The following is a 21,659-nucleotide window of genomic DNA, read 5'->3' on the forward strand; positions in this document are numbered from 1 at the left end:
AGTGGACCTTCAGACCGGTCCACTCTGGCGACAATCTTGAGTCATGGCCACACCCGTCCGCTCCTCGATCCAGGCCCGACGCCCCACGAGCGCCGGGAGCCTGACCGTCGCGCAGGGCGCGGCCCTCTCGGTGGGCGCTGTGCTCGGAACCGGGGTCATCACGCTTCCGGCACTCGCTGCCGAGGTCGCGGGCCCGGCATCCCTGGTTGCGTGGGCGGCCCTGGTGCTGCTGTCGATCCCGCTCGCCAGCACATTCGCGGCCCTCGGCGCGCGACACCCGGACGGTGGCGGCGTGTCGACCTACGTGCGACGGGCGTTCGGTGAGCGCGCGGCCGGCGCGGTCGGCTGGTGCTTCTACTTCGCCGTGCCGGTCGGTGCGCCGCCTGCGTCGATGATGGCGGGCGGCTACGTGGCCGACGTGGTCGGCGGCGGCCGCGTCACCACCGTCGCGGTCGGCTGCGCCCTCATCGTCGGGACGGCCCTGATGAACCTCGGCGGGCTCCGCTTCTCGGGCCGCGTGCAGCTTGGCCTCGCGACCGTGCTCGCCCTGCTGATGACCGCGACGATGGCCTTCGCCCTCCCCCACGGCAGCACCGCGTCGCTGACCCCGTTCGCCCCGAACGGCTGGGGCGCCGTCGGCACCGCCGCGGCCGTCCTCGCGTGGGGCTTCGCCGGCTGGGAGGCCGTCGCGTCCCTCGCCGGCGACTACCGCGACCCCCGCCGCGACGTGCCGCGGGCGACGACGATCGCCGTCGTCGTGGTCGGCATGCTCTACCTCGGCCTCGCGACGACGAGCGTTCTGGTGCTCGGGCCGGCGACGGGCCGCAGCCAGGCGCCGCTGTCGGATCTCATGGCGATCGCGCTCGGCGAACAGGCGCGGGTGGTCACCGCCGTCGTCGCCGTGCTGCTGACGGTCGGCGCCATGAACGCGTACTTCGCAGGTGGTTCGCGCCTCGGCGCTGCTCTCGCGCGTGACGGCGCCCTGCCGGGGTGGCTCGCGAAGGGGGGCGGGGCCGGCGAGGTGCCCCGGCGCAGCATCACGGTGATCACCGTCCTGTCGATGCTGTCGGTGGCGGCGTCGGTCGCACTGGACCTCGGGCTGACACCGCTCATGCTGCTCGCCACCGGCTGCTTCACGTTGGTCTACGTCCTGGGCACCGGCGCTGCGCTGCGCCTGCTGCCGCGCGGCACGGCCGGCTGGTGGACGGCGCTCGTCGGGTTCGTCTCCGTCGTCGCCCTGCTGCTCGTCAACGGGGCACACGCGCTCTGGGCCCTCGGCCTCGTCGCCCTCTCGCTCGCCTACCAGCGCGCCGCCCGACCGAGGGTTCCCAGCACCGCCCCCTAGACTTCGCCGCCGTGACGACGCAGCGCGCTGAGCGCACGCCCCTGATGCGGTGGTTCCTGGACGCCGAGGAGGCCGACCCGGGCGGCTACTACGAGCGTGAGTCCGAGGCGCAGCAGCAGCATCACGTGCAGCCCTGGTGGCGGGTCATGTGCCTGACCGGTGTCGACTACTTCTCGACGCTCGGCTACCAGCCGGGCATCGCCGCCCTCGCCGCCGGCGCCCTGTCGCCGATCGCGACGCTCGTGCTCGTGCTGATCACGCTCTTCGGCGCCCTGCCGATGTATCGCCGCGTCGCCGCCGAGAGCCCGCACGGCGACGGCAGCCTCTCGATGCTCGAGCGTCTCCTGGCGTACTGGCCGAGCAAGATCCTGGTGCTGTGCCTGCTCGGCTTCGTGGCGACCGGCTTCATCATCACGATCACCCTGTCCGCCGCCGACGCGAGCGCCCACGTCATTCAGAACCCGTATCTCAAGCCGGCTCTCACCGGGCACCAGGTCGGCGTGACGCTGGCCCTGCTCGTGCTGCTCGCCGCGATCTTCCTCAAGGGCTTCAAGGAGGCGATCGGCCTCGCCGTCGTGCTCGTCGTCGCCTACCTCGGCCTCAGCGCCGTCGTGCTGGTCCGGGGCATCATCGAGATCGGCGCGCACCCGACGGCGTTCGGCGACTGGATCGACGCGATGACGGCGGCGCACTCCGCCCCGTTCGGCATCATCGGCGCCGCCCTGCTCGTGTTCCCGGCCCTCGCCCTTGGCCTCTCCGGCTTCGAGACCGGCGTCGTGGTCATGCCGCTCGTGAGGGGCGACGCCACCGACACGGCCGAGCAGCCCCTGGGTCGCATCCGCAACGCGCGCAAGCTGTTGACGACGGCCGCCCTGATCATGAGCGTGCTCCTCATCGGGTCGTCGCTCGTGACGACCCTGCTCATCCCGCACGCGCAGTTCGAGCCCGGCGGGCAGGCGAACGGTCGCGCCCTGGCCTACCTCGCCCACGAGCTGCTCGGCGAGGGCTTCGGCACCGTCTACGACGCGTCGACGATCGGCATCCTCTGGTTCGCGGGCGCCTCGGCCATGGCGGGGCTGCTCAACATCGTGCCGCGATACCTCCCCCGCTACGGGATGGCGCCGGACTGGGCCCGGTCGACCCGGCCCCTCGTGCTCGTGCTGTCGTTCATCGCCGCGGTGGTGACGCTGGCCTTCGGCGCCAACGTCGACGAGCAGGCGGGGGCGTACGCGACCGGCGTGCTCGCGCTGATGACGTCGGCGGCGATCGCCGTCTTCCTCACCGAGCTGCGCCGGGGCCACCGGGGTGCCGCCGGGTTCTTCGCCGTCGTGAGCGCGATCTTCGTCTACACGATCACGATCACCATCGAGCAGCGCCCCGAGGGCCTCGTCATCGCCCTCGTCTTCATCGCGCTCATCGTCGTCATCAGCGTCTGGTCGCGCATCGTGCGCTCGACCGAGCTTCGGGTGCAGCGCGTCGTCTACGACGACGGGGCGAAGGCGATCCTAGACGACGCGGCGCTCGGCCCGCAGCCGCTGCGGTTCATCGCGAACAAGATCAACGCCGGCGACCGCGAGGAGTACCGGGCGAAGTCGCTCGACGTGCGGATGCACAACCACCTCAACGCCCGTCAGGGTGCGATCTTCCTCGAGGTGGAGATCAGCGACGCGAGCGACTTCGCGACGACCGTGCACGTCAGCTCGGCCGTCGTCGGCGGGCACTACATCCTCCGGGCCACCGGCCCGTCGGTGCCGAACGTGCTGGCTGCCGTGCTGCTCGACGTGCGCGACCGGGTGAGCAAACCGCCACACGTCTACTTCGAGTGGAGCGAGAAGGCGCCCGGCCAGAACGTGCTGCGCTTCCTGCTGGCCGGCGAGGGCGACATCCCGCCACTCACGCACGAGATCATCCGCCGCGCCGAACCCGACGCGGCCCGGCGCCCGCAGGTGCACGTCGGCGGCTGAGAAGCCCCGCTCGACAGTGGGACTCAGCCGCGCTGGGCCCAGCGTTGTGCCGTCGTGCGGTAGACCCGTGACTCGCCCTCGTACCACTTCTCCATGACGCCCAGGTCGTCGAGTCCGAGGCGGCCGCAGACGGCCTGGCTGGGCGCGTTGGTGGTGTGGGTGATCGCATAGATCTCGGGCAGGCCCCCGTCGAAGCCGTGCGAGATCACCGCAGTGGCAGCCTCGGTGGCGTAGCCCTTCCCCCACGAGTCGGGGTGCAGGTGCCAGCCGACCTCGACCTCGCCGTCGTCCGCGTTCGGCAGCGTCAGCAGGATCACCGAGCCGGCGACGATCCCGGTCTCACGCACCTCGACCGCCCAGAAGCCGAGCGGCGGTGCCTCGCTGCGCTGCTGGTAGCGGTCGATCCGCTCGTGCGCCTCGTCGAGGTCCTTCATGAGCACCGGCTCGCCATCGCCGAGCCACTTCACGACCTCGATGCGGCTCTGGATGTCGAGCACCCGGTCGGCCTCGTCGTGGGTCCAGGGGCGGATGCGCAGGCGTGCCGTCTCGAGGTGCATGCCGCCACGCTCGCACCACGGTGGTCGCCGAGTCCACGCCTTTCCACCCTCTGCCACCACGTCTGCCCGCTCCCTCTGCCGCCTCCTCTGCATTGAGTCACCGGATGACTCGCCCCCGGAGGCCTGCGACGCGGGTCGACACGCGACGCAATGCAGAGTGGGTCGGCCCCGACGTGCCCGGTCGGAGGTGCGCCGCGGCAGGCCCTTGTCCACACCCCCAGCGGGGCGACTACGTGTGTCCACAGGTGCGACACCGACAGCTGAACCGGACGCCACCGTCCACGATGGTCGACGCACGCCCGCTCCGACCGACCGCCCGACTCGAGAGCGGGCAGCACGGCATCACGCTCGAGGCCGTCATCTCGCTCTTCCGCGCGCTCGGCTTCAGCGTTGGCCTCGACCACACGTTTCCCTGCCCCGTCGAGCGACGAGGTGCACCCGCGGTGCGCCGACTGGGACAACGACGGCGCCGTCGGGCTCGTGGACTCCGCCCTCCGAGCCTTTCCTGCGGTGGCACCGCGACCACAGGTCGGCACCGCGGCTGCCGGCACGGCAGGATGGCCGCATGTCCGACAGCGAGGTGGCACCGAAGTCCGGCGACGACGTGGCAGGGGCGTATGCCGCCGTCCGGCCGGACGTCGAGGCCGCCACCGCCCTCTTCGTCGAGATGGTGCGGGCGCTGCTCGACGAGGCAGGCATCAACTACCTCACGGTGAGCGGCCGCACCAAGACCGTGGCCTCGTTCGCATCCAAGGCCGAGCGTCGCCGCGACGGCCAGCTGCTGTACCCCGACCCCCTCAACGACATCACCGACCAGGTCGGCGTGCGGGTCATCACCTACGTCCACGACGACGTCGCGGCCGTCGCCGAGCTGCTCGCGGAGGAGCTGGCCGTCCTCGACGACCGCGACATGGGCCTCGAGACCGCACGCTCGGGTCGCTTCGGCTACGCCAGCCGCCACCTGCTCGTCGCCGTCGACGCCAGCCGCACGATTCCCGGGGCCTACGAGGGCCTGCGCCGCCGCAGCGCGTCCGTCCAGATCCGCACGGTGCTCCAGCACGCCTGGGCCGAGTTCGAGCACGACATCCGCTACAAGGGCACGGTCCCCGAGGAGCACGCGCACGACCTCGACCGACGCTTCACCCTGGCTGCCGGACTCATCGAGCTCGCCGACCGTGAGTTCTCGGCCATCCGCGACCGCCTCCAGATGGCGCTGCCCGCCACCCCTCCCGACGCCGCGGTGCAGGATCCCCGCATCAGCTCGCAGGACCTCGCGAAGTTCCTCGCCACGAAGTACGCCGACGCCGGCTGGTCGCGCACCGACCACTACGCCTGGGTGTCGGGCCTGCTGCTCGAGCTCGGCATCACCTCGGTCGACCACCTGGCCGACGTGATCTCCGACGTCGACGGCAGCGACCTCATCACCCGGATGGGCTACAAGTACCCACCCGGCGCGGTCCGTCGGCTCGACGACGCGCTGCTCGCCACGTTCGGCCGCCGCTACCTCGACCTGGAGGGCAACGCCCATCGACGCACCTCGCTCGAGGGTCGCCTCGAGCGACTGGCCGGACCTGAGCAAGCCACCTGAGGAACCTGTTCCCCCGTCGTGTCGATTCCCGCGCACCGAGTTCGTCAGGATGATGTGGCGAGGGTCGCCGCAACCGCGCACAGCACATCGCACATCGCACCGCGCACCTGAGCAGAGAAGGAGCTGGCCATGGCCGAGACGTACGCATACCTGATCCACGAGGGCGACTGGGACTCCGACGCCTGGCTGAACGGCGCCCCGCCCGCTGAAGGCGGCCCCGCGGGCAAGGACCCGAACGCGCCGATGCAGGAGGAGATGAACGCGAGCTTCCCCGAGCACGCGGCCTTCCAGAAGGCCGTCGTCGAGCTCGGCGCCCGCCTCGTCGGTGGCAACGCGCTGCAGAACACCCGCCACGGCGGCACCGTCACCCCCGGCGCCGGTGACCGAAAGGTCGAGGACGCCGTCTACACCGACGGGCCGTTCGCCGACACCTCCGAGGTCATCACCGGTTTCTACCTCGTCGAGGCCGACGACGAGGACACCGCGCGGCGCATCGCGGCCCTCGTGCCCACGGGCGGACGCATCGAGTGGCGCAAGGTCTTCCCGACGGGGATGTGAGTGCCTCTCGGGACGGGTGAGTTCGAGGAGGCGTGGCCGCGCATCGTGCGCGCCCTCGCCTCCTTCACCGGGAGCCTCGACGACGCGGAGGAGTACGCCGCCGAGGCCGTCGCCCGCGCCGCCGCCCATGAGCGAGCCGGCGGGACCGCCATCGAGTCGTATGCCGCCTGGTGCACCTCGGTCGCCAAGCGCGCGTGGCTCGACGACGCCCGCCGGCGCGCGGTGGAGCTCCGGCTCGCGCCCGAGCTCGCCCGGCCCGAGGCCGATCCCGTCTGGAGCCCGGTCACCGACCGCACCGCCATGGATGCCGACGACCTGTCCGTCCACGTTCGCGAGGGGCTCGACGACCGCCTCGCCCTGCTCTTCGTCGCCTGCGACGAGGCCATCTCGCCCGCCTCACGGATGGTGCTCGCCCTCCGCGTCGTCTGCGGCCTCACCGTTCCGGAGATCGCCGGCCACCTCGGGGTCCAGGAGACGGCCGCAGCCGCCCGCCTCACCCGGGCCAAGCGCGCCCTCTCCGAGGCGCGGGGCGCGTTCCACGTGCCCGAGGCCGCCGAACGCGAACGCCGCCTGCCCGTCGTGATCGCCTGCGTGTCAGCCATGTTCACGGTCGCGCACCGCACGGTGCTCGACCCGGCTGACGCCCTCGCCGACACCGGACGCCAGGCGCTCTCGATCGCGGACGCCCTCGTCGCGGCCTATCCGGACGACACGGAGGTGCGCGGCCTCCGGGCCGTCATCCGACTCGGGCTCGCCCGGCGGCCGGGGCGCGTCGCGGCAGACGGCACGGGTCTCGCCCTCGACGAGGTCGACCGCAGCACCTGGGACCTCGCGCTGCTGCGTGCAGGGCTCGACGACGCGACGTTCGCGGCCGCCGGCGACGGACGGTTCGCCATCGAGGCGGCCATCGCCGGGCTGCACTCGAGCGCGCGGACGTTCGAGCGCACCGACTGGGCGCGCATCGTCCGGCTCTACGGTGCGCTCGAGCAGCGCTGGCCCTCGCCCTCGGTCCGGGTCGCGCGGCTCGTCGCCACGGCCCAGGCCCAGTTCGCCGACACGACCTCCACGGAGTCGGGCACCGAGACCCGGGATGCCCTGGCCGACGTGGAGCGGGAGCTCACGTCGCTCGAGACGAACGCTCCGGCATACGCGAGCAGGGACGCCTCCCTCGCCCTCGCCGACCTCGAGTGGCGCACCGGGCGGCAGGAGCAGGCCGCCGCGCGCTACCGCGACCTCGCCGAAGTCGTCGCCGTCGAGCCGCTCCGGCGGTTCTGCCTGAAGCGGGCCGGCCTCACTCCCCCGTGACCCCATCCACGTTCTCGCGGAGGAAGTCCGCGTGACCGTTGTGGCGGGCGTACTCCTCGATCATGTGCAGCAGGATCCAGCGCAGCGTGAACTGTTGGTTCTCCTTGCGGTCGAGCTTGGCCGACCTGAAGTCGAGGCCGCCCTCTGCGAGCGCCGCGTCGATGTCGCGGCGGGCCTGCTCGACCGACTCGTCCATGATCCGGCGCAGCTCCTCGGGGCTGTCCGTCGCCGCCGAGGTGATCTCCCAGTCGCGGTCGGCGTCCCAGTCGGCGCTCGCCCACGGCTCGGGCATCGGCCGTCCGTGCAGCACCTCGCCGAACCAGCTMGCCTCGTTGAGCGCGACGTGCTTGAGCAGGGCCCCGAGGGTCAGGGTCGAGGGCGACAGGCGCTGGCCCAGCTGCTCCGCCGTCAGGCCCTCGGCCTTCATCCGGAGCGTGTCGCGGTGGTAGTCGAGGAAGGCGACGAGGGTGGTCGCCTCGTCGGCGGCGAGCGGCGGGTCGGTGCGCTGGAAACTCGAAGGCGTCGTCATGCCGACCGACGCTAGTGTCCGACGGCTGGAAACCGCCTGCCCTTTACGCCTGGTCGGGCGCACACTGGGCGGGTGCCAGCGTCGAGTCAGTGGGTCGCGTTCCTCATCGCGTCGATCCTCTTCATCCAGGTCCCGGGGCCCAGCCTGCTCTTCACCATCGGTCGTGCCCTCACGGTCGGCCGACGCGAGGCGCTGCTCTCGGTCGTCGGCAACGCCATCGGCGTCACGACCCAGGCGGTGCTCGTCGCGGTGGGCCTCGGCGCCATCGTGGCCGCGAGCGTCACGGCCTACACCGTCATCAAGGTGGCCGGTGCGGCCTACGTCATCTGGCTCGGCGTGCAGGCGATCCGCAACCGCCACGAGGCGCGTGAGGCGCTCGAGAAGCACGTCTCGGCCAAGCGCGGGCACGCCCTGCGCATCGGCATGGTCGTGGGCCTCACCAACCCCAAGACGATCCTTTTCTACGTCGCCTTCCTCCCGCAGTTCACGAACGCGACCGCCGGGCACGTCGCCGTGCAGATGGCGGTGCTGGGCGTGGTCTTCGGCGCGCTCGCCGTCTGCAGCGACAGCGTGTGGGCACTGCTCGCCGCCCGGGCCCGCGAGTGGTTCGCGCGCAAGCCGGCCCGGCTCGACAAGCTCGGCGCCACCGGCGGCGTCATGATGGTCGGCCTCGGCGCGACGATGCTTGCCACCGAGTAATCCCCACCAGAGCCCAGCCTCGTCTGTTTGACTTGCACCGTGGCAGCGCCTCAGGTCACGACGCTCGGTGAGGACCCGTCGACACGGGCCCGCGACCACGAACGCGCGGTCGCGGACGTCCAGCGGGCGTATGCCGCCCTCCCACCCGACCAGCGGGTGCGCCTGGCGAAGCGCACGTCCAACCTCTTCCGGGTGCGCAGCGAGACCAGCGCGCCGGGCCTCGACCTGTCCGCGCTGAGCGGGGTGGTGGACGTGCGTCCCGGCGTCGACGGTGGGCCGGCGACCGCGCGGGTGGGCGGCGTCACGACCTACGAGCAGCTCGTCGACGAGCTGCTGCCGCACGGCTACGTGCCGCTCGTCGTGCCGCAGCTGCGCACCATCACCATCGGCGGCGCCGTGACCGGTCTCGGCATCGAGGCGGCGTCGTTCCGCAACGGCCTCCCCCACGAGTCGGTGACCGAGATGCGGGTGCTCACCGGTGCCGGCGAGGTCGTCACCGCCACCCCCGACGGTGAGCACGCCGACCTCTTCCGCGCCTTCCCGAACTCCTACGGCTCGCTCGGCTACGCCCTCGACCTCGTCATCGAGCTCGAACCGGCCCGGCCCTACGTCGCGCTGCGCCACGAGCGCTTCGACTCGGTCCGGGCACTGGTCGACGCGGTCGACGCGGTCATGGGTGCCCTCACGTGGGACGGCGACCGCGTCGACTTCGTCGACGGCGTCGTCTTCGGCCCGACCGAGGCCTACCTGACGTTCGGGCGCTGGACCGACCACGTCGAGGGCCAGGCGCGGCCGAGCGACTACACCGGGGAACACGTCTTCTACCGCTCGATCCAGCAGCGGCGCACCGACGTGCTGACGGCCCACGACTACCTCTGGCGCTGGGACACCGACTGGTTCTGGTGCAGCCGGGCCTTCGGAGCGCAGAACCGGACGATCCGGCGCCTCTGGCCCCGTCACCTGCTCCGCAGCGACGTCTACTGGAAGATCGTCGCCTTCGAGAACCGGCACGGCGTCATGGCGCGCATCGACCGGCTGCGCGGCCGACCCGACCGCGAGCGGGTCGTGCAGGACGTCGAGATCCCCCTCGACCGCACCGCCGAGTTCGTCGGCTGGTTCCTGCGTGAGGTCCCCATCGAGCCGGTGTGGCTGTGCCCGATCCAGCTGCGCGAGCGGGGAACCGGCACCCCCTGGCCGCTCTACCCGATGGCGCGCGACGAGCGCTACGTCAACGTCGGCTTCTGGTCGTCGGTGGTGGTCGAGCCCGGTGCCGTCGAGGGCGACGTCAACCGGCGCATCGAGTCCGAGGTGACCCGGCTCGGTGGTCACAAGTCCCTCTACTCCGACGCGTACTACGACGAGGCCACCTTCGGGCGCCTCTACGGCGGCAACGCGTACGCGCCGGTCAAGAAGAAGTACGACCCGCGGGGACGACTCCCCACGCTCTACGAGAAGGCGGTGCAGTCTCGATGACCCTGACCGTTGGACAGGCCTTCGATCTCGTGTTCGGCTCCGACGCCCCCGTGCGCCTCGTCGCCTGGGACGGCTCGAGCGGCGGCAGCCCCGACGGGCTCGTCATGCGGATGACGAACCCCGACGGGCTCAACCACTTCCTCACCGGCGGCTCCGAGCTCGGCCTGGCTCGGGCGTACCTGCTCGGTGACCTCGAGATCGACGGCATCGACGAGGCCGACCCCTACGACGTGCTGCGGCTCGTCAGCGACGGCCTCACGCCGCGGCACCAGGGCGTGCGCGAGGCGGCCGAGCTGGCCCGGTTCGTCGCCCACCACCGGCCCCGCGCACCGCGGCTGCCGCGCGAGGAGACGCCGAGCCAGCTGCGCCGCATGGCGCAGGGGCTGCGGCACGCGAAGGTCCGCGACGCCGCCGCCATCAGCCACCACTACGACGTGTCGAACGCGTTCTACGAGCGGGTCCTCGGCCCCTCGATGACCTATACCTGCGCCTGCTTCCCCACCGAGAACGCCTCGCTCGAGGAGGCCCAGGCGTACAAGTACGACCTCGTCGCGCAGAAGCTCGGGCTGCAGCCGGGCATGCGGCTGCTCGACGTCGGCTGCGGCTGGGGCGGCATGGTGCGGCACGCCGTCAAGCACTACGGCGTCACCGCGCTGGGCGTCACCCTCTCCAGGGAGCAGGCCGGCTGGGCGCAGGCCGCGATCGAGGCCGACGGCATCGGCGACCGGGCCGAGGTGCGGCACGGGGACTACCGTGACGTCACCGAGCGCGGCTTCGACGCCATCAGCTCGATCGGCCTCACCGAGCACATCGGTGTCGGCAACTACCCCGCCTACTTCCGGTTCCTGCGCGAGCGCCTGCGCGACGAGGGCCGGCTGCTCAACCACTGCATCACCCGGCCCGACAACAGGCACGACGGGCTGCCCTCGCGCGGCTTCATCAACCGCTACGTCTTCCCCGACGGCGAGCTCACCGGCAGCGGTCACATCGTGCGCGTCATGGAGGACGAGGGGTTCGAGGTGCGCCACCACGAGAACCTCCGCGAGCACTACGCCCGCACCTGTGCCGCGTGGAACGCGAACCTCGCCAAGCACTGGGACGACTGCGTCGAGCTGGCCGGGCTCGGCACGGCGCGCGTCTGGGGCCTCTACCTCGCCGGTTCACGACTGGGCTTCGAGCGCAACGGGATCCAGCTGCACCAGGTGCTCGCCTCACGCACGAGCACGGAGGGCGTGTCGGGCTTCCCGCTGCGGCCGCGCGTCGAACCGAGCGAAGTGGCCCGGGCGGCTCGGGCGGGTCAGGTTGGTCAGGGCGCCTAGCCCTGGCCGCCGAGGTCGACGTCGTAGGCCTCGTAGACGAGGTCGCCGCCCTTCTGCCGGTGGCGCACGAGGCGCCCCATCAGCACGGTGAGCTCCTCGCGGAACACCGGCAGGTCGGCCATCGTGCCGCCGTGCTCGAGCACGGCGAGGTAGCCGTGGATCGCCTCGTGGAGGTCCTGGTGCTCGGCGAGCAGCCGGTTGACGCGACCGGCGAGCCGCGGGGCGTTGTGCCGGGCCCGGTCGTAGATGCCGCCCGGGCTCTCGGTGAGGGCGACGTGGTCGTCGAAGTCGTGCGCCAGCTCGGCCAGGGCCGCTCGCACGCGTTCGCGGAACATCCCGCCGCGGGCGATCGGGGCCTCGAGGGCGAGGTCGACCGCGGCCACCGACTCGCGCAGCTCCGAACGGTGCTGGCGCACGCGTTCGAGGTGTCGCGCGAGGTCGGCCGAGGCCATCAGGTGCGACAGCTCCTCGGCCGACGCAGGGGCAGTCGCAGGGGCGGACGCAGGGGCAAGGGCGTCGGGACCGGCCTCCTCGATGAGGGGCGGGCTCGGGGCATTCGGCTGCAGGTTCATGGCGCGACCTCCGTGCCCCCCATGGTCCCCCCGGGTGCCCGGTTCGTCCAGACCTCGAGGCGCCATGCCCGCGGTCGATGTCAGGCGAGGGAGAGGAAGAGCTTCTCCATCTTCGCGACGTCCATCTGCGCGCCTTCCGGGTCCGCCAGGCACTCGCGAAGGCCCGACGCGATGACCGCGAAGCCGGCGCGATCGAGGGCTCTCGAGACGGCCGCGAGCTGCGTGACGACGTCGGCGCAGTCGCGTCCCTCCTCGATCATCCGGACGATGCCACCGATCTGCCCGCGGGCGCGGTTGAGGCGGCGGATGACGGACTGCATCTCGTCGAGGTCGAGCTCCACGGCATACTCCTCCAGGGCCTCGGCGACGCTCCCGATGATACCGGGGGCCGTATGCCGTCCGCCATGCTCTGGCGCGCGCGTGACCCGTCAGCCCGAGCGCGGCGCGTACATGATGACGGCGACGCCGACGAGGCACACGAGCGCCCCGGCGACGTCCCAGCGGTCGGGCCGGAAGCCGTCGGCCACCATGCCCCACACCAACGAGCCGACGATGAACACCCCGCCGTATGCCGCCAGGATGCGCCCGAAGCTGGCGTCGGGCTGGAGCGTGGCGACGAAGCCGTAGACGCCGAGCGCCACGACGCCGGCGCCGGCCCACAGCCAGCCCCTGTGCTCGCGCACGCCCTGCCAGATGAGCCAGGCGCCGCCGATCTCGGCGATGGCGGCCAGCACGAACAGGACGATGGAGCGCGTCACCGTCACGGGATGTCCCCGGCGGCCCGGCGCTCGTCGTCGCTGCGCAGGATGCAGAACTCGTTGCCCTCGGGGTCGGCCATGACGACCCAGCCGCGGCCGTCGTCGGTGCGGCAGTCCTGCGCGACGGTCGCGCCGAGCCCGAGCACGCGCTCGACCTCCTCGTCGCGCGGACGGTCGGTGGGCCGCAGGTCGAGGTGCACGCGGTTGCGCACCACCTTGGCGTCCTCCACCTCGATGAGGAGCAGGCGGTGCGAGCCGTCGGGAGAGAAGATCATGCACTCGTGATGGCCCGGCTCGTTGGGGTCGTCGGGGTCCTCGTGGTAGCCGAGCAGGTCGGCCCACCAGACCGACTGCGCGTAGGCGTCGAGGGCGTTGATCGTCGTGTGCGAGAGGGCGAGGGCCATGCCGCCCATCCTGCCGGGGCCCGCTCCGTGCAACCACCGGGTTCGGGCTGCCACGTCAACTCTGGTTGACGGATGATGGGCGCCGACCTACCGTTGTCAACACGGTTTGACAACCGGAACGAAACCAGGACGACAAGGACGACCGGGGTGACCATGGAGGTCGAGGACATGCTCAAGCTGGCACGGGCGACAGGTGACGACGACCCGCGCGCAGCGCTCGAGGCGGCACGCGAGCTGCGCCGTGAGGCGGACCGCACCGAGGCCGCCGTCGTGCGCCGCGCCAGGCTCCAGGGCCTGTCGTTCGCCGAGATCGCCCAGGCCCTCGGCGTCAGCCGGCAGGCCGTCCACAAGAAGTACGGCCGGCGCTGACCACTCCGGGTCGACCGATCCTGCTTCGCCGGACCTACGGCTCCCGGCGCAGCACGACGACCGTGTCGAGCGCGACCCGCTCGCCCTCCTCGGTCTCGACCGGGCGCTCGCGGATGCCCGACTGCTCGACGGTGACGGGCAGGCCCTCTGCCGCCTCGAGCACCTCGTCGGGGTCGTAGAGCACGGCGCGGTCGCTCGGGCCGCCCCAGCCCTCGGCGAGGTTGCGCCCGGCATGACCCACGACGACCACCCGTCCGCCGGGGCGCACGGCGGTGACGGCGCCCCGGAGCGCCTGGCGCCACTCGTCGGCGGGCAGCTGGAGGTAGCTGAGCAGGGCGACGTCGTAGGCGGATGGGTCGCCCGGCGCCGGGAGCGTCGCGTCACCCACCATCGGGGTCAGCCGGCCGACGTCGGCACCGAGCCGCTCAGCGGCCAGCGATCGCATCCGGTCGACGGCGACCGACGAGTAGTCGAGCGCCACCACCGACCAGCCCTGCTCGACCATCCAGATCGCGTTCCGCCCCTCCCCCGCGGCCAGGTCGAGGCCATGGCCCGGCGTCAGCGGCCCGATGATCTCGGCGACGAAGCGGTTCGGCTCGACGGACCACACGAGGTCGTGCGCGGCATACCGCTCGTCCCAGGCCTTGGCGTCCACGACGTCTCCCTCCAGCTGATCGGCCGCCCGGCGGCGACCGCGAATCCCATTGTGGCGCGGCGCGTCTCGTTCGTCACGATCACCGGACACCGGCTGTGCTCCGGCGTAGCGTTGTCGGCGGAAGGGATGTGCATGATGAACGTCCTCATCGTCCACGAGTCCATGTTCGGCAACACCCGGGAGATCGCGGCCGCCATCGCCGCGGGGTTGCGGCGGGGCAGACATCCGGGCGACGACGGCGTGAGGCTCGTGCACGTCGACGACGCACCGGCCACCATCGACGACGACGTCGACCTGCTCCTCGTCGGCGGCCCCACCCACGCCTTCGGCATGACCCGCCCGCAGACGAGGCTTGACGCCACGACCGAGGGTGGGACGCCGTCACGCGCCGGCGTGCGGGAGTGGATCGAGTCCCTGACGCCGCGGACGAACCTCCCGGTCGTCACCTTCGACACCCGCGTGCACGTGCGGATGCTGCCCGGATCGGCGGCGCGCGCCGCAGCGAAGGCCTTGCGGCACAAGGGCTTCGAGCGGGCGGAACAGGGTGAGACGTTCTGGGTGGAGGGCACGCCAGGGCCGATCGTGCCCGGTGAGGTCGAGCGGGCCGAACGCTGGGGCGCCGAGCTCGCAGCGCGCGTCTCGCACGGCGTCTCGTGACTCGTCTGGGAACGGCCCGCTAGAGCGAGGCGAGCCACGGCTCGAGGTGACCGAGGACCTCCTCGGGCGCCTCGAGCTGCGGCGTGTGCCCGATCCCGTCGAGGTAGGCCGTCTGCCACCCCGGGTTCAGCCGCGCGGTGCGCTGGGCGGCCCCGACCGGCACGAGCCGGTCGCGGGTGCCGTGCACGAGGAGGACGGGCTGCCGCACCCCGGCGATGAGGGCGTCGTAGCGCCGGGGACGGCGCAGCATCGCGAGGATCGAGCGCGCCGCCCCGAGGAACTCCGACTCGGAGATGCCGTGCTCGCGGCGCCAGGCGACGAGGCGCACCCCGGCGTCGACGACGTCGGGGTCGGCCCGCGTCGGGTCGGCGAAGCAGAGGTTGACGGTGCCGATCACCCGCTCGCGATCGGTGTAGCGGGTGTTGAGGCGCCGGACGAAGCGCTCACCGACGTGCGGCACGGCATACAGCCCGAAGGTGAGCGCCACCTGCGGGTCGGGTCGCAGGCCGGGCGTCGGCAGCGACGGGTCGACGAGGGCGACGCCGGCCACCTGCTCGGGGCGGCGCTCGGCGAGCAGCAGCGAGACCATGCCGCCCATCGAGTTGCCGACAAGGACGACCGGGCGGCCGAGTACCTCGTGGACGAAGCGGCTGAGCACGGCCGCGTTGTGCTGCACCGTGGTGGAGCGGCCCCCGGCCGGGCTCAGCCCGAAGCCGGGCAGGTCGAGCGCCACGACACGGCGCGAGCGTGTGAGGGCCGGGGCGATGCCCACCCAATTGAGGTGGGAGCCGCCGAGACCGTGCACGAGGACGACGGGCGGGGCGCCCGCGGCGTCGCCCTCTGGACCACCGAAGTCGACCCAGTGGACGGGCCCGTCGAGGTCGAGCGTGTGGCTGCGGCCACCCCAGGGGGCGGCGAGACCGAGGGGCGCCGTGCCCGGCAACGTCGTCATACCGCACGGTAACCCGCCTGACCCTTGCGGGCGACGAGGGGCGCCCGATCACCTGACGCCGAGGGCGTGCTCCTTCGCCGCGGAGGCCCGGGAGCGCAGGTGCCTGGCCTCCGGGGTGTTGACGCTGAGCTCGGCCGCCCGCGTCCACTCGGCCGCGGCGTCGCCCCAGCGCCCGACCCGACCGAGCAGCTCGGCCCGCACGACGTGGAAGGGCGTGTAGCCGTCGAGGGGAAGACGGTCGACGTCCGCGAGCGCCCTCTCGGGCCCGTACACCTCGGCGACGGCGACGACACGGTTGAGGCGCACGACGTCGGTGGGTGCGAGGCGCAACAGGTGGTCGTAGAGCTGGACGACCTGCGCCCAGTCCGTGTCGGCCGCGTGCGCGGCGTCGGTGTGCACGGCGTTGACGGCGGCCTGCAGCTGGTAGGGCCCCGGCGCGTTCCGGCGCAGGCACCTGCGCACGAGGTCGCGGCCCTCCTCGAGCATGGCCGCGTCCCACCGAGAGCGGTCCTGGTCGGCGAGCAGCACGAGGTCACCCGCGGCGTCGGTGCGCGCCGGCCGGCGGGCCTCGGTGAGCAGCATGAGGGCGAGCAGGCCCATCGCCTCCGGTTCGTCGGGCATCAGCTCGACGAGGACGCGGCCGAGCCGGATCGCCTCGGCCGAGAGGTCCGGACGCCCGAGGTCGTCGCCGGACGTCGCCGTGTGCCCCTCGTTGAAGACGAGGTAGATGACCGCGAGCACCCCAACGAGGCGGCCGGGCAGGTCCGCGTCACGCGGCACGCGGTAGGGGATGGCGGTGTCGCGGATCTTCTTCTTGGCGCGCACGATCCGCTGCGCCATCGTCGCCTCGGGCACGAGGAACGCGTGGGCGATCTCGGGGGTCGAGAGGCCACCGAGCAGGCGGAGCGTCAGGGCCACGCGCGCCTCGGTCGACAGGGCCGGGTGGCAGCAGGTGAAGACGAGCCGCAGGCGTTCGTCCTTCACGGGCCCCTCCTCACGGGGTTCGGGCGGAGCATGGACGACGAGGGCCTCCTCGTGCCGGGCCTCGCGCGTCGACTCGCGACGCAGGCGGTCGACCGCCCGGTTGCGTGCGGTCGTGATGATCCAGCCGGCGGGGCTGGGCGGCATACCTTCTCGGGGCCACCGCTCGACCGCCACGGCGAACGCGTCCTGCACGGCGTCCTCGGCCAGGTCGATGTCGCCGAGCGTGCGGATGAGGACGGACACCGCGCGCCCGTGCTCGGCACGGAAGACGCGCGCGATGTCCGCACCGGTGACGGCACCGTGGTCGACCTGCTCGCCCTGGTCACCCATCACGTCAGCGGTCGGTCGGCTTCTGGCCGGCGTCGTCCTGGTCGACGAAGGGACGCACCTCGACGGGCAGCCCCGTGGCGCCCGCGATCCGCTCGCCCCACCGGAGCACGGCGTCGTAGTCGTCGGACCGCACGATCGTGAAACCGCCGAGGTGCTCCTTGGCCTCGACGAAGGGGCCGTCCGTGAGCACTGCGTCGGCGACCGGGTCGCTCTTGCGGATCGTCGTGGCACTCGCCTGGTCGCCGAGGCCGCCAGCGAACACCCAGCTGCCGGCGGCGCGGATGTCGTCGTTGACGACCTCGAGGTCGGCCATGATGCGGCTGAGGTCGACGTCCTCCGGCGGCGGGCCGTCGGGCGAGAACAGGCTGATCAGGTAGGTCTTCATCGTCGTCTCCTCCTGCCGGGTTCACCGGCCGGTCGTGGTGGATGCTGGAGGCCGCACCCTGCGTGCACCTCCACCGTCTACACGAACGCGACCCGGGCAGATCGACCGAACGGCCGGGAAGGCCTTCGCTCAGGTGCGCGGGCGCTGCTCGACGAGACCGACGAGGTTGCCCTCGGAGTCGACGACGAACGCCATCCACTCGTCGGTGCCCGCCGGGCCGAGCGTGTCGTCGTCGTGGCCGAAGATGACGTGCGGCTCGCTGCGCACCTCGACCCCTGCGCCACGCAGCCGCTCGACCGTCGCGTCGATGTCGTCGACGCCGAGGTAGACGAGCGCGCTCGGCGCACCGCCGTCGAGCAGCAGGCGCACGCCGCCGAGGTCGAAGAAGACGAGACCGGGCGGGTCGAACGTCGCGAGCGGCTCGGCGCCGAGCAGGTCGGCGTAGAAGGTGGACGCGCGGCCGAGGTCCTCGGCCCGCTGGGCGATCTGGACGAGTGCCATGCCCCGACGGTAGACCTGTCGGGGCAGGGCTCGCCTCCCGTTCGCCGGCGTCGGCGGGGTCAGTCCTTGCTGCTGCTGAAGGCCGCGTCGAAGGCAGCCTCGGGCTTCTCGAAGTTGAGGGCACGGACGTACTCGAGGGCACCGGGCGCACCGACGAGACGGTCCATGCCGGCGTCCTCCCACTCGATGGAGATCGGACCGTCGTAGCCGATCGCGTTGAGGGTGCGGAAGCAGTCCTCCCAGGGCACGTCACCGTGGCCGGTCGAGACGAAGTCCCAACCGCGCCGCGGGTCACCCCACGGCAGGTGCGAGCCGAGACGACCGTTGCGGCCGTTGCCGATCCGCTTGCGGGTGTCCTTGCAGTCGACGTGGTAGATCCGGTCCTTGAAGTCCCAGATGAACGCGGCCGGGTCGAGGTCCTGCCACACCATGTGGCTCGGGTCCCAGTTGAGCCCGAAGGTCTCGCGGTGGCCGATCGCCTCCAGCGTGGCGACGGTGCTCCAGTAGTCGTACGCGATCTCGCTCGGGTGCACCTCGTGCGCGAACTTCACGCCGACCTCGTCGAAGACGTCGAGGATCGGGTTCCAGCGGTCGGCGAAGTCGGCGTACCCGGCCTGGATGACGTCGTCGCCCACCGGCGGGAACATCGCGACGTACTTCCAGACCGCCGAGCCGGTGAAGCCGATGACGGTGTCGACGCCGAGCTTCGCGGCGGCGCGGGCGGTGTCGGCCATCCGCTCGGCCGCCCGCTTGCGCACGCCCTCGGGGTCGCCGTCGCCCCACACCGACGCGGGCAGGATGTCCTGGTGGCGCTGGTCGATCGGGTCGTCGCACACAGCCTGCCCGACGAGGTGGTTGGAGATGGCCCACACCTTCAGGCCATGGCGCTCGAGGATCTCGTGGCGGCCCTCGATGTAGCCGTCCTCGGTGAGGGCGCGGTCGACCTCGAAGTGGTCACCCCAGCAGGCGATCTCGAGGCCGTCGTAGCCCCACTCGCCGGCGAGGCGGCACACCTCCTCGAAGGGCAGGTCGGCCCACTGTCCGGTAAAGAGGGTGATGGGTCGGGTCATCGTGGATCTCCTTGCTGCTGCTGTGAGTTGCTACTGCTGTGAGTTGCTGCTGCTGTGGGGTGCTGCTCGTGGGTCAGAGGGTGTTCGTGACGGCGACGGCGGCTCCCGCCGCCTCGAGCACGAGGTCGTGGACGTCCGCTGCCGTCACCGTCTCACGGCGCAGGGCGCTGTCGGAGGCGAGGACGACCGGCCCGTCGGCGGGATCGGCAGGCAGCCGTCCGTGACTGCCCCGCACCCACGTCGGGTCGAGCGGCACGACGCTCATGGCGTACCGGAGCCCGAGCTTCTTGCGCACCAGGCTCAGCCCGGCGCGTGCCTTCGCCGTGCGGTCGGCGGGGTCGAAGAACAGCTCGGCCGGGTCGTAGCCGGGCTTGCGGTGGATCTCGACGCCGCGCGCGAAGTCGGGGGCGCGCTCGTCGTCGAGCCAGTAGTAGTACGTGAACCACGCGCGGGGGTCGGCGACGAGGACGAGGTCGCCCGAGCGCTCGTGGTCGAGGCCGTATGCCGCCTGGCCGGCTCGGTCGAGCACCTGGTCGACGCCGGGGGTGGCCGTGAGGAGCGCACGCACCTCGTCCACGCGGTCGGGGTCGCGCACGTAGACGTGCGCGACCTGGTGGTCGGCGACAGCGAAGGCCTCGGACGCCCACGGGTCGAGGTACTCCATGCCGGCCTGCGTATGCACCTCGAGCAGCCCGGCGCGGCGCAGCACCCGGTTGATGTCGACGGGTTGGTCGACGGCGGTGATGCCGTACTCGCTGACGACGAGCACGCTGACACCCAGGCGCTCCGCGTCGTCGAGCAGCGGGGCGAGCACGCCGTCGAGCTCGCGCGCCGCGGCCCGGGCCTCGGGCGACTCCGGACCGAAGCGCTGCAGGTCGTAGTCGAGGTGCGGCACGTAGGACAGCGTCAGGTCGTGCTCGGGCAGGAGCATGCGGGTCGCCTCGACGATCCAGCGCGACGACGCGATGGACGCCGTCGGGCCCCAGTACCGGAACAGGGGGAACGGCCCGAGCCGGTCAGTGAGCGTGTCGTGCAAGCCCGCCGGGCGCGTGTAGCAGTCGGGCGACTTGCGTCCGTCGGCGTGGTAGATCGGTCGCGGTGTGACGATGGAGTCGACGTCCATGCCCATCGCGTACCACCAGCAGACGTTCGCGACGCGGGCGCCGGGGTTGGCGCGGCGCAGCGCGTCCCAGACCTTCTCGCCCTCGACGAGCGCGTTGTGCTGGCGCCAGAGGAAGACCTCGCCGAGGTCGCGGAAGTACCACCCGTTGCCCACGGCGCCGTGGTCGGCGACCGGTCGGCCGGTGAGCATCGTCGACTGCACCGAGCAGGTGACCGCGGGCAGCACGGTCTCGAGCGGGGCCTGCCAGCCGGCGTGCGCGAGCCGTGACAGCCGGGGCATGTCTGCGAGGGCGCGCGGCGTCAGGCCGACGACGTCGAGCAGCAGGACCTTGCTGGAAGGAGTGGGGGGCTGGTTCATGCGGTCTCCTTGAGGCCGAGGTCGATGAGGGTGTCGCGCAGCCAGGCGAGCTCGCCGGCGATGCTCGCGGCGAGGGCTGCGTCGTCCGTCGGGCGCACGGCCTCGGGGACGACGGACCACGTGTAGGTCTCGACCTCGAGGTGGTCGGTTCGGGCGGTCTTGCCACCGACGAGCACGGCGAGAGAGTCGCGCAGGTCCGAGGTGGTGGCGGCGAGCGGCGGCTCGGGGGCGTGGTCGAGCGGAACGTGGAAGTGCACCCGCCACGGCTGCTCGACGCCGCCCGGGGCCGGGTCGAGGGGGCGGCGACCCCCGAGGGCGTCGCCGAGGTCGTCGCGCGCCCGCAGTGGCCCCCGCGACCCGTCGGCGCCGTGCTCGCCGCACGCGCGCACCTGGTGGAGGAACCGGTCCTCGTCGAAGGCGGCGAGCGCGTCGCGGGTGGCCGGGTCGCCGGGGTGCGCGACGTGGAGGGCGGCCGAGACCTGCGCCTTGACGACCTGTCGCCCCGCGGCGGCCAGTCGGGGCACGGCGACCGCCGCGTCCTCGAAACCGACCGCGAGGTGGCACAGGTCGAGGCAGACACCCAGCACCTCCTCGTCCCAGCCGTCCATCCGCTCGACGAGCTCGGTCGTCGTCTCGATGACGCAGCCCGGCTCCGGCTCGACGGCGACGCGGATCTCGCGGCCGCTGCGGTCGCGGAGGGCGCGCAGGTGGTCGGCGAGACGGTCGAACTGCTCGGCGGCGAGCACCTGCCGGTCGCCGAACCACGGGTGACGCCAGCCGAAGGGCAGGGTCGAGATGCTCCCCCGCGCAGCGTCGTCGGGCAGCAGCCGGGCCAGGACGTCGGCGAGGTCGGTGGTGTAGGCCAGGCGTGCCGGTTCGGTCCAGTCGGGGCGGTAGACGCGGTGCTTGACGACCTCCTCCTGGAAGCCGCGGTAGGGGAACCCGTTGAGCGTCACGACCTCGAGGCCGCGTGCGTCGAGGGCGGCCCGCAGCCGGTCCACCTGCCGCGGGTCCCCGGCCAGCTCGCGAGCGACGGGCGAGCTGAGCCACAGACCCAGCCCGAGCAGGTCGGAGCCGAGGTGGCGGCGGACGGGCACGGCGAAGCGGTCGAGCTGGCCGATGATCGTGTCGAGGTCCTCACCGGGGTGGACGTTGGTGCAGTACGCGACGTGGACGGTCTGGCCGTCGGCGTGGAGCAGACGCAC

Annotated in this window: 24 protein-coding genes; 10 read left to right on the forward strand and 14 right to left on the reverse strand. The window is 72.3% G+C overall.

Annotated elements, in window-relative coordinates; translation table 11 throughout:
• Nucleotides 1-43 precede the first annotated feature (43 nt).
• Both AC1DE0_RS05280 and AC1DE0_RS05285 read left to right on the forward strand, forming a co-directional pair.
• On the forward strand, nucleotides 44-1,345 hold the full coding sequence (locus AC1DE0_RS05280) for an amino acid permease (protein WP_478097902.1): 1,302 nt from the start codon (nucleotides 44-46) through the stop codon (nucleotides 1,343-1,345).
• Nucleotides 1,346-1,389: 44 nt separating this feature from the next.
• Complete coding sequence (locus AC1DE0_RS05285) at nucleotides 1,390-3,309, forward strand: APC family permease (RefSeq protein ID WP_478099550.1); 1,920 nt, start codon at nucleotides 1,390-1,392, stop codon at nucleotides 3,307-3,309.
• Nucleotides 3,310-3,332: 23 nt separating this feature from the next.
• On the opposite strand, the gene AC1DE0_RS05290 is transcribed toward AC1DE0_RS05285, so the two are convergent.
• A complete protein-coding gene (locus tag AC1DE0_RS05290) occupies nucleotides 3,333-3,866 on the reverse strand; it encodes a GNAT family N-acetyltransferase (RefSeq protein ID WP_478097904.1) in 534 nt (177 codons plus the stop codon).
• Nucleotides 3,867-4,431: 565 nt separating this feature from the next.
• Here AC1DE0_RS05290 and AC1DE0_RS05295 point away from each other — a divergent pair.
• The 3 genes from AC1DE0_RS05295 to AC1DE0_RS05305 all read left to right on the forward strand — a co-directional run bounded on the left by AC1DE0_RS05295 (nucleotide 4,432) and on the right by AC1DE0_RS05305 (nucleotide 7,317).
• Nucleotides 4,432-5,454, forward strand: a complete 1,023-nt coding sequence (locus AC1DE0_RS05295) for a GTP pyrophosphokinase (RefSeq protein WP_478097906.1) — start codon at nucleotides 4,432-4,434, stop codon at nucleotides 5,452-5,454.
• A gap of 129 nt (nucleotides 5,455-5,583) precedes the next feature.
• Nucleotides 5,584-6,012: a YciI family protein gene (locus AC1DE0_RS05300; protein ID WP_478097908.1), complete on the forward strand. Its 429-nt coding sequence runs from the start codon at nucleotides 5,584-5,586 to the stop codon at nucleotides 6,010-6,012.
• On the forward strand, nucleotides 6,013-7,317 hold the full coding sequence (locus tag AC1DE0_RS05305; RefSeq protein WP_478097910.1) for a DUF6596 domain-containing protein: 1,305 nt from the start codon (nucleotides 6,013-6,015) through the stop codon (nucleotides 7,315-7,317). It abuts the gene before it with no gap.
• Here the strand turns inward: AC1DE0_RS05305 and AC1DE0_RS05310 are convergent.
• Entirely contained in the window at nucleotides 7,304-7,846 is a 543-nt protein-coding gene (locus AC1DE0_RS05310) for a DinB family protein (protein WP_478097912.1), read from the reverse strand. The two genes, AC1DE0_RS05305 and AC1DE0_RS05310, sit on opposite strands and share 14 nt — an antisense overlap.
• A 72-nt stretch (nucleotides 7,847-7,918) precedes the next feature.
• Between AC1DE0_RS05310 and AC1DE0_RS05315 the strand changes: the two genes are divergently transcribed.
• The 3 genes from AC1DE0_RS05315 to AC1DE0_RS05325 are packed head-to-tail and all read left to right on the forward strand — an operon-like array spanning nucleotide 7,919 to nucleotide 11,337.
• On the forward strand, nucleotides 7,919-8,545 hold the full coding sequence (locus AC1DE0_RS05315) for a LysE family translocator (protein ID WP_478097915.1): 627 nt from the start codon (nucleotides 7,919-7,921) through the stop codon (nucleotides 8,543-8,545).
• 39 nt (nucleotides 8,546-8,584) lie between these two features.
• A complete protein-coding gene (locus tag AC1DE0_RS05320; RefSeq protein ID WP_478097919.1) occupies nucleotides 8,585-10,018 on the forward strand; it encodes an FAD-binding oxidoreductase in 1,434 nt (477 codons plus the stop codon).
• Nucleotides 10,015-11,337, forward strand: a complete 1,323-nt coding sequence (locus AC1DE0_RS05325) for a class I SAM-dependent methyltransferase (RefSeq protein ID WP_478097923.1) — start codon at nucleotides 10,015-10,017, stop codon at nucleotides 11,335-11,337. The genes AC1DE0_RS05320 and AC1DE0_RS05325 overlap by 4 nt, the downstream gene beginning before the upstream one ends.
• Here AC1DE0_RS05325 and AC1DE0_RS05330 read toward each other — a convergent pair.
• The 4 genes from AC1DE0_RS05330 to AC1DE0_RS05345 all read right to left on the reverse strand — a co-directional run bounded on the left by AC1DE0_RS05330 (nucleotide 11,334) and on the right by AC1DE0_RS05345 (nucleotide 13,071).
• The gene (locus AC1DE0_RS05330; protein WP_478097925.1) at nucleotides 11,334-11,909 is read right to left on the reverse strand and encodes a hypothetical protein; all 576 of its coding nucleotides are present in this window, start codon (nucleotides 11,907-11,909) and stop codon (nucleotides 11,334-11,336) included. The two genes, AC1DE0_RS05325 and AC1DE0_RS05330, sit on opposite strands and share 4 nt — an antisense overlap.
• Before the next feature lie 80 nt (nucleotides 11,910-11,989).
• Complete coding sequence (locus tag AC1DE0_RS05335) at nucleotides 11,990-12,250, reverse strand: metal-sensitive transcriptional regulator (protein WP_478097927.1); 261 nt, start codon at nucleotides 12,248-12,250, stop codon at nucleotides 11,990-11,992.
• 87 nt (nucleotides 12,251-12,337) lie between these two features.
• Nucleotides 12,338-12,673: a YnfA family protein gene (locus AC1DE0_RS05340; protein ID WP_478097929.1), complete on the reverse strand. Its 336-nt coding sequence runs from the start codon at nucleotides 12,671-12,673 to the stop codon at nucleotides 12,338-12,340.
• Complete coding sequence (locus tag AC1DE0_RS05345; protein ID WP_478097933.1) at nucleotides 12,670-13,071, reverse strand: VOC family protein; 402 nt, start codon at nucleotides 13,069-13,071, stop codon at nucleotides 12,670-12,672. The genes AC1DE0_RS05340 and AC1DE0_RS05345 overlap by 4 nt, the downstream gene beginning before the upstream one ends.
• A 153-nt stretch (nucleotides 13,072-13,224) precedes the next feature.
• Between AC1DE0_RS05345 and AC1DE0_RS05350 the strand changes: the two genes are divergently transcribed.
• Complete coding sequence (locus tag AC1DE0_RS05350) at nucleotides 13,225-13,440, forward strand: sigma factor-like helix-turn-helix DNA-binding protein (protein ID WP_478099553.1); 216 nt, start codon at nucleotides 13,225-13,227, stop codon at nucleotides 13,438-13,440.
• 34 nt (nucleotides 13,441-13,474) lie between these two features.
• On the opposite strand, the gene AC1DE0_RS05355 is transcribed toward AC1DE0_RS05350, so the two are convergent.
• The gene (locus AC1DE0_RS05355; RefSeq protein WP_478097937.1) at nucleotides 13,475-14,095 is read right to left on the reverse strand and encodes a class I SAM-dependent methyltransferase; all 621 of its coding nucleotides are present in this window, start codon (nucleotides 14,093-14,095) and stop codon (nucleotides 13,475-13,477) included.
• Nucleotides 14,096-14,230: 135 nt separating this feature from the next.
• Here AC1DE0_RS05355 and AC1DE0_RS05360 point away from each other — a divergent pair, with 135 nt between their 5' ends.
• The gene (locus tag AC1DE0_RS05360) at nucleotides 14,231-14,752 is read left to right on the forward strand and encodes a flavodoxin family protein (RefSeq protein ID WP_478097940.1); all 522 of its coding nucleotides are present in this window, start codon (nucleotides 14,231-14,233) and stop codon (nucleotides 14,750-14,752) included.
• A gap of 19 nt (nucleotides 14,753-14,771) precedes the next feature.
• Here the strand turns inward: AC1DE0_RS05360 and AC1DE0_RS05365 are convergent, their stop codons facing one another.
• The 7 genes from AC1DE0_RS05365 to eboE all read right to left on the reverse strand — a co-directional run bounded on the left by AC1DE0_RS05365 (nucleotide 14,772) and on the right by eboE (nucleotide 21,659).
• A complete protein-coding gene (locus AC1DE0_RS05365) occupies nucleotides 14,772-15,704 on the reverse strand; it encodes an alpha/beta fold hydrolase (protein WP_478097942.1) in 933 nt (310 codons plus the stop codon).
• A gap of 48 nt (nucleotides 15,705-15,752) precedes the next feature.
• Nucleotides 15,753-17,018: an RNA polymerase sigma factor gene (locus AC1DE0_RS05370; RefSeq protein ID WP_478097944.1), complete on the reverse strand. Its 1,266-nt coding sequence runs from the start codon at nucleotides 17,016-17,018 to the stop codon at nucleotides 15,753-15,755.
• Nucleotides 17,019-17,022: 4 nt separating this feature from the next.
• Nucleotides 17,023-17,403: a YciI family protein gene (locus AC1DE0_RS05375; protein WP_478097946.1), complete on the reverse strand. Its 381-nt coding sequence runs from the start codon at nucleotides 17,401-17,403 to the stop codon at nucleotides 17,023-17,025.
• Between the two features lie 129 nt (nucleotides 17,404-17,532).
• On the reverse strand, nucleotides 17,533-17,904 hold the full coding sequence (locus AC1DE0_RS05380; protein ID WP_478097949.1) for a VOC family protein: 372 nt from the start codon (nucleotides 17,902-17,904) through the stop codon (nucleotides 17,533-17,535).
• 59 nt (nucleotides 17,905-17,963) lie between these two features.
• Nucleotides 17,964-18,974, reverse strand: a complete 1,011-nt coding sequence (locus AC1DE0_RS05385) for a sugar phosphate isomerase/epimerase family protein (RefSeq protein WP_478097951.1) — start codon at nucleotides 18,972-18,974, stop codon at nucleotides 17,964-17,966.
• A gap of 73 nt (nucleotides 18,975-19,047) precedes the next feature.
• Nucleotides 19,048-20,454 carry an alkaline phosphatase family protein gene (locus AC1DE0_RS05390; protein ID WP_478097953.1) on the reverse strand — a complete coding sequence of 469 codons (1,407 nt, stop codon included), beginning with the start codon at nucleotides 20,452-20,454 and terminating at the stop codon, nucleotides 19,048-19,050.
• Nucleotides 20,451-21,659, reverse strand: coding sequence for a metabolite traffic protein EboE (gene eboE, locus AC1DE0_RS05395; RefSeq protein WP_478097955.1), 1,209 nt, complete (start codon nucleotides 21,657-21,659; stop codon nucleotides 20,451-20,453). Before eboE ends, AC1DE0_RS05390 begins: the two co-directional genes overlap by 4 nt.

Source organism: Terrabacter sp. 05T424, assembly GCF_056396225.1.

Bases quoted from the DNA above. Each gene is read 5' to 3' on its own strand.
- AC1DE0_RS05300 (WP_478097908.1), top strand. From the start codon at position 5,584: ATGGCCGAGACGTACGCATACCTGATCCACGAGGGCGACTGGGACTCC.
- AC1DE0_RS05385 (WP_478097951.1), bottom strand. From the start codon at position 18,974: ATGACCCGACCCATCACCCTCTTTACCGGACAGTGGGCCGACCTGCCC.
- AC1DE0_RS05365 (WP_478097942.1), bottom strand. From the start codon at position 15,704: ATGACGACGTTGCCGGGCACGGCGCCCCTCGGTCTCGCCGCCCCCTGG.
- AC1DE0_RS05290 (WP_478097904.1), bottom strand. From the start codon at position 3,866: ATGCACCTCGAGACGGCACGCCTGCGCATCCGCCCCTGGACCCACGAC.
- AC1DE0_RS05380 (WP_478097949.1), bottom strand. From the start codon at position 17,904: ATGGCACTCGTCCAGATCGCCCAGCGGGCCGAGGACCTCGGCCGCGCG.
- AC1DE0_RS05350 (WP_478099553.1), top strand. From the start codon at position 13,225: ATGGAGGTCGAGGACATGCTCAAGCTGGCACGGGCGACAGGTGACGAC.
- AC1DE0_RS05390 (WP_478097953.1), bottom strand. From the start codon at position 20,454: ATGAACCAGCCCCCCACTCCTTCCAGCAAGGTCCTGCTGCTCGACGTC.
- AC1DE0_RS05375 (WP_478097946.1), bottom strand. From the start codon at position 17,403: ATGAAGACCTACCTGATCAGCCTGTTCTCGCCCGACGGCCCGCCGCCG.
- AC1DE0_RS05360 (WP_478097940.1), top strand. From the start codon at position 14,231: ATGAACGTCCTCATCGTCCACGAGTCCATGTTCGGCAACACCCGGGAG.
- AC1DE0_RS05325 (WP_478097923.1), top strand. From the start codon at position 10,015: ATGACCCTGACCGTTGGACAGGCCTTCGATCTCGTGTTCGGCTCCGAC.
- AC1DE0_RS05295 (WP_478097906.1), top strand. From the start codon at position 4,432: ATGTCCGACAGCGAGGTGGCACCGAAGTCCGGCGACGACGTGGCAGGG.
- AC1DE0_RS05370 (WP_478097944.1), bottom strand. From the start codon at position 17,018: ATGGGTGACCAGGGCGAGCAGGTCGACCACGGTGCCGTCACCGGTGCG.
- AC1DE0_RS05330 (WP_478097925.1), bottom strand. From the start codon at position 11,909: ATGAACCTGCAGCCGAATGCCCCGAGCCCGCCCCTCATCGAGGAGGCC.
- AC1DE0_RS05345 (WP_478097933.1), bottom strand. From the start codon at position 13,071: ATGGCCCTCGCCCTCTCGCACACGACGATCAACGCCCTCGACGCCTAC.
- AC1DE0_RS05280 (WP_478097902.1), top strand. From the start codon at position 44: ATGGCCACACCCGTCCGCTCCTCGATCCAGGCCCGACGCCCCACGAGC.
- AC1DE0_RS05285 (WP_478099550.1), top strand. From the start codon at position 1,390: ATGCGGTGGTTCCTGGACGCCGAGGAGGCCGACCCGGGCGGCTACTAC.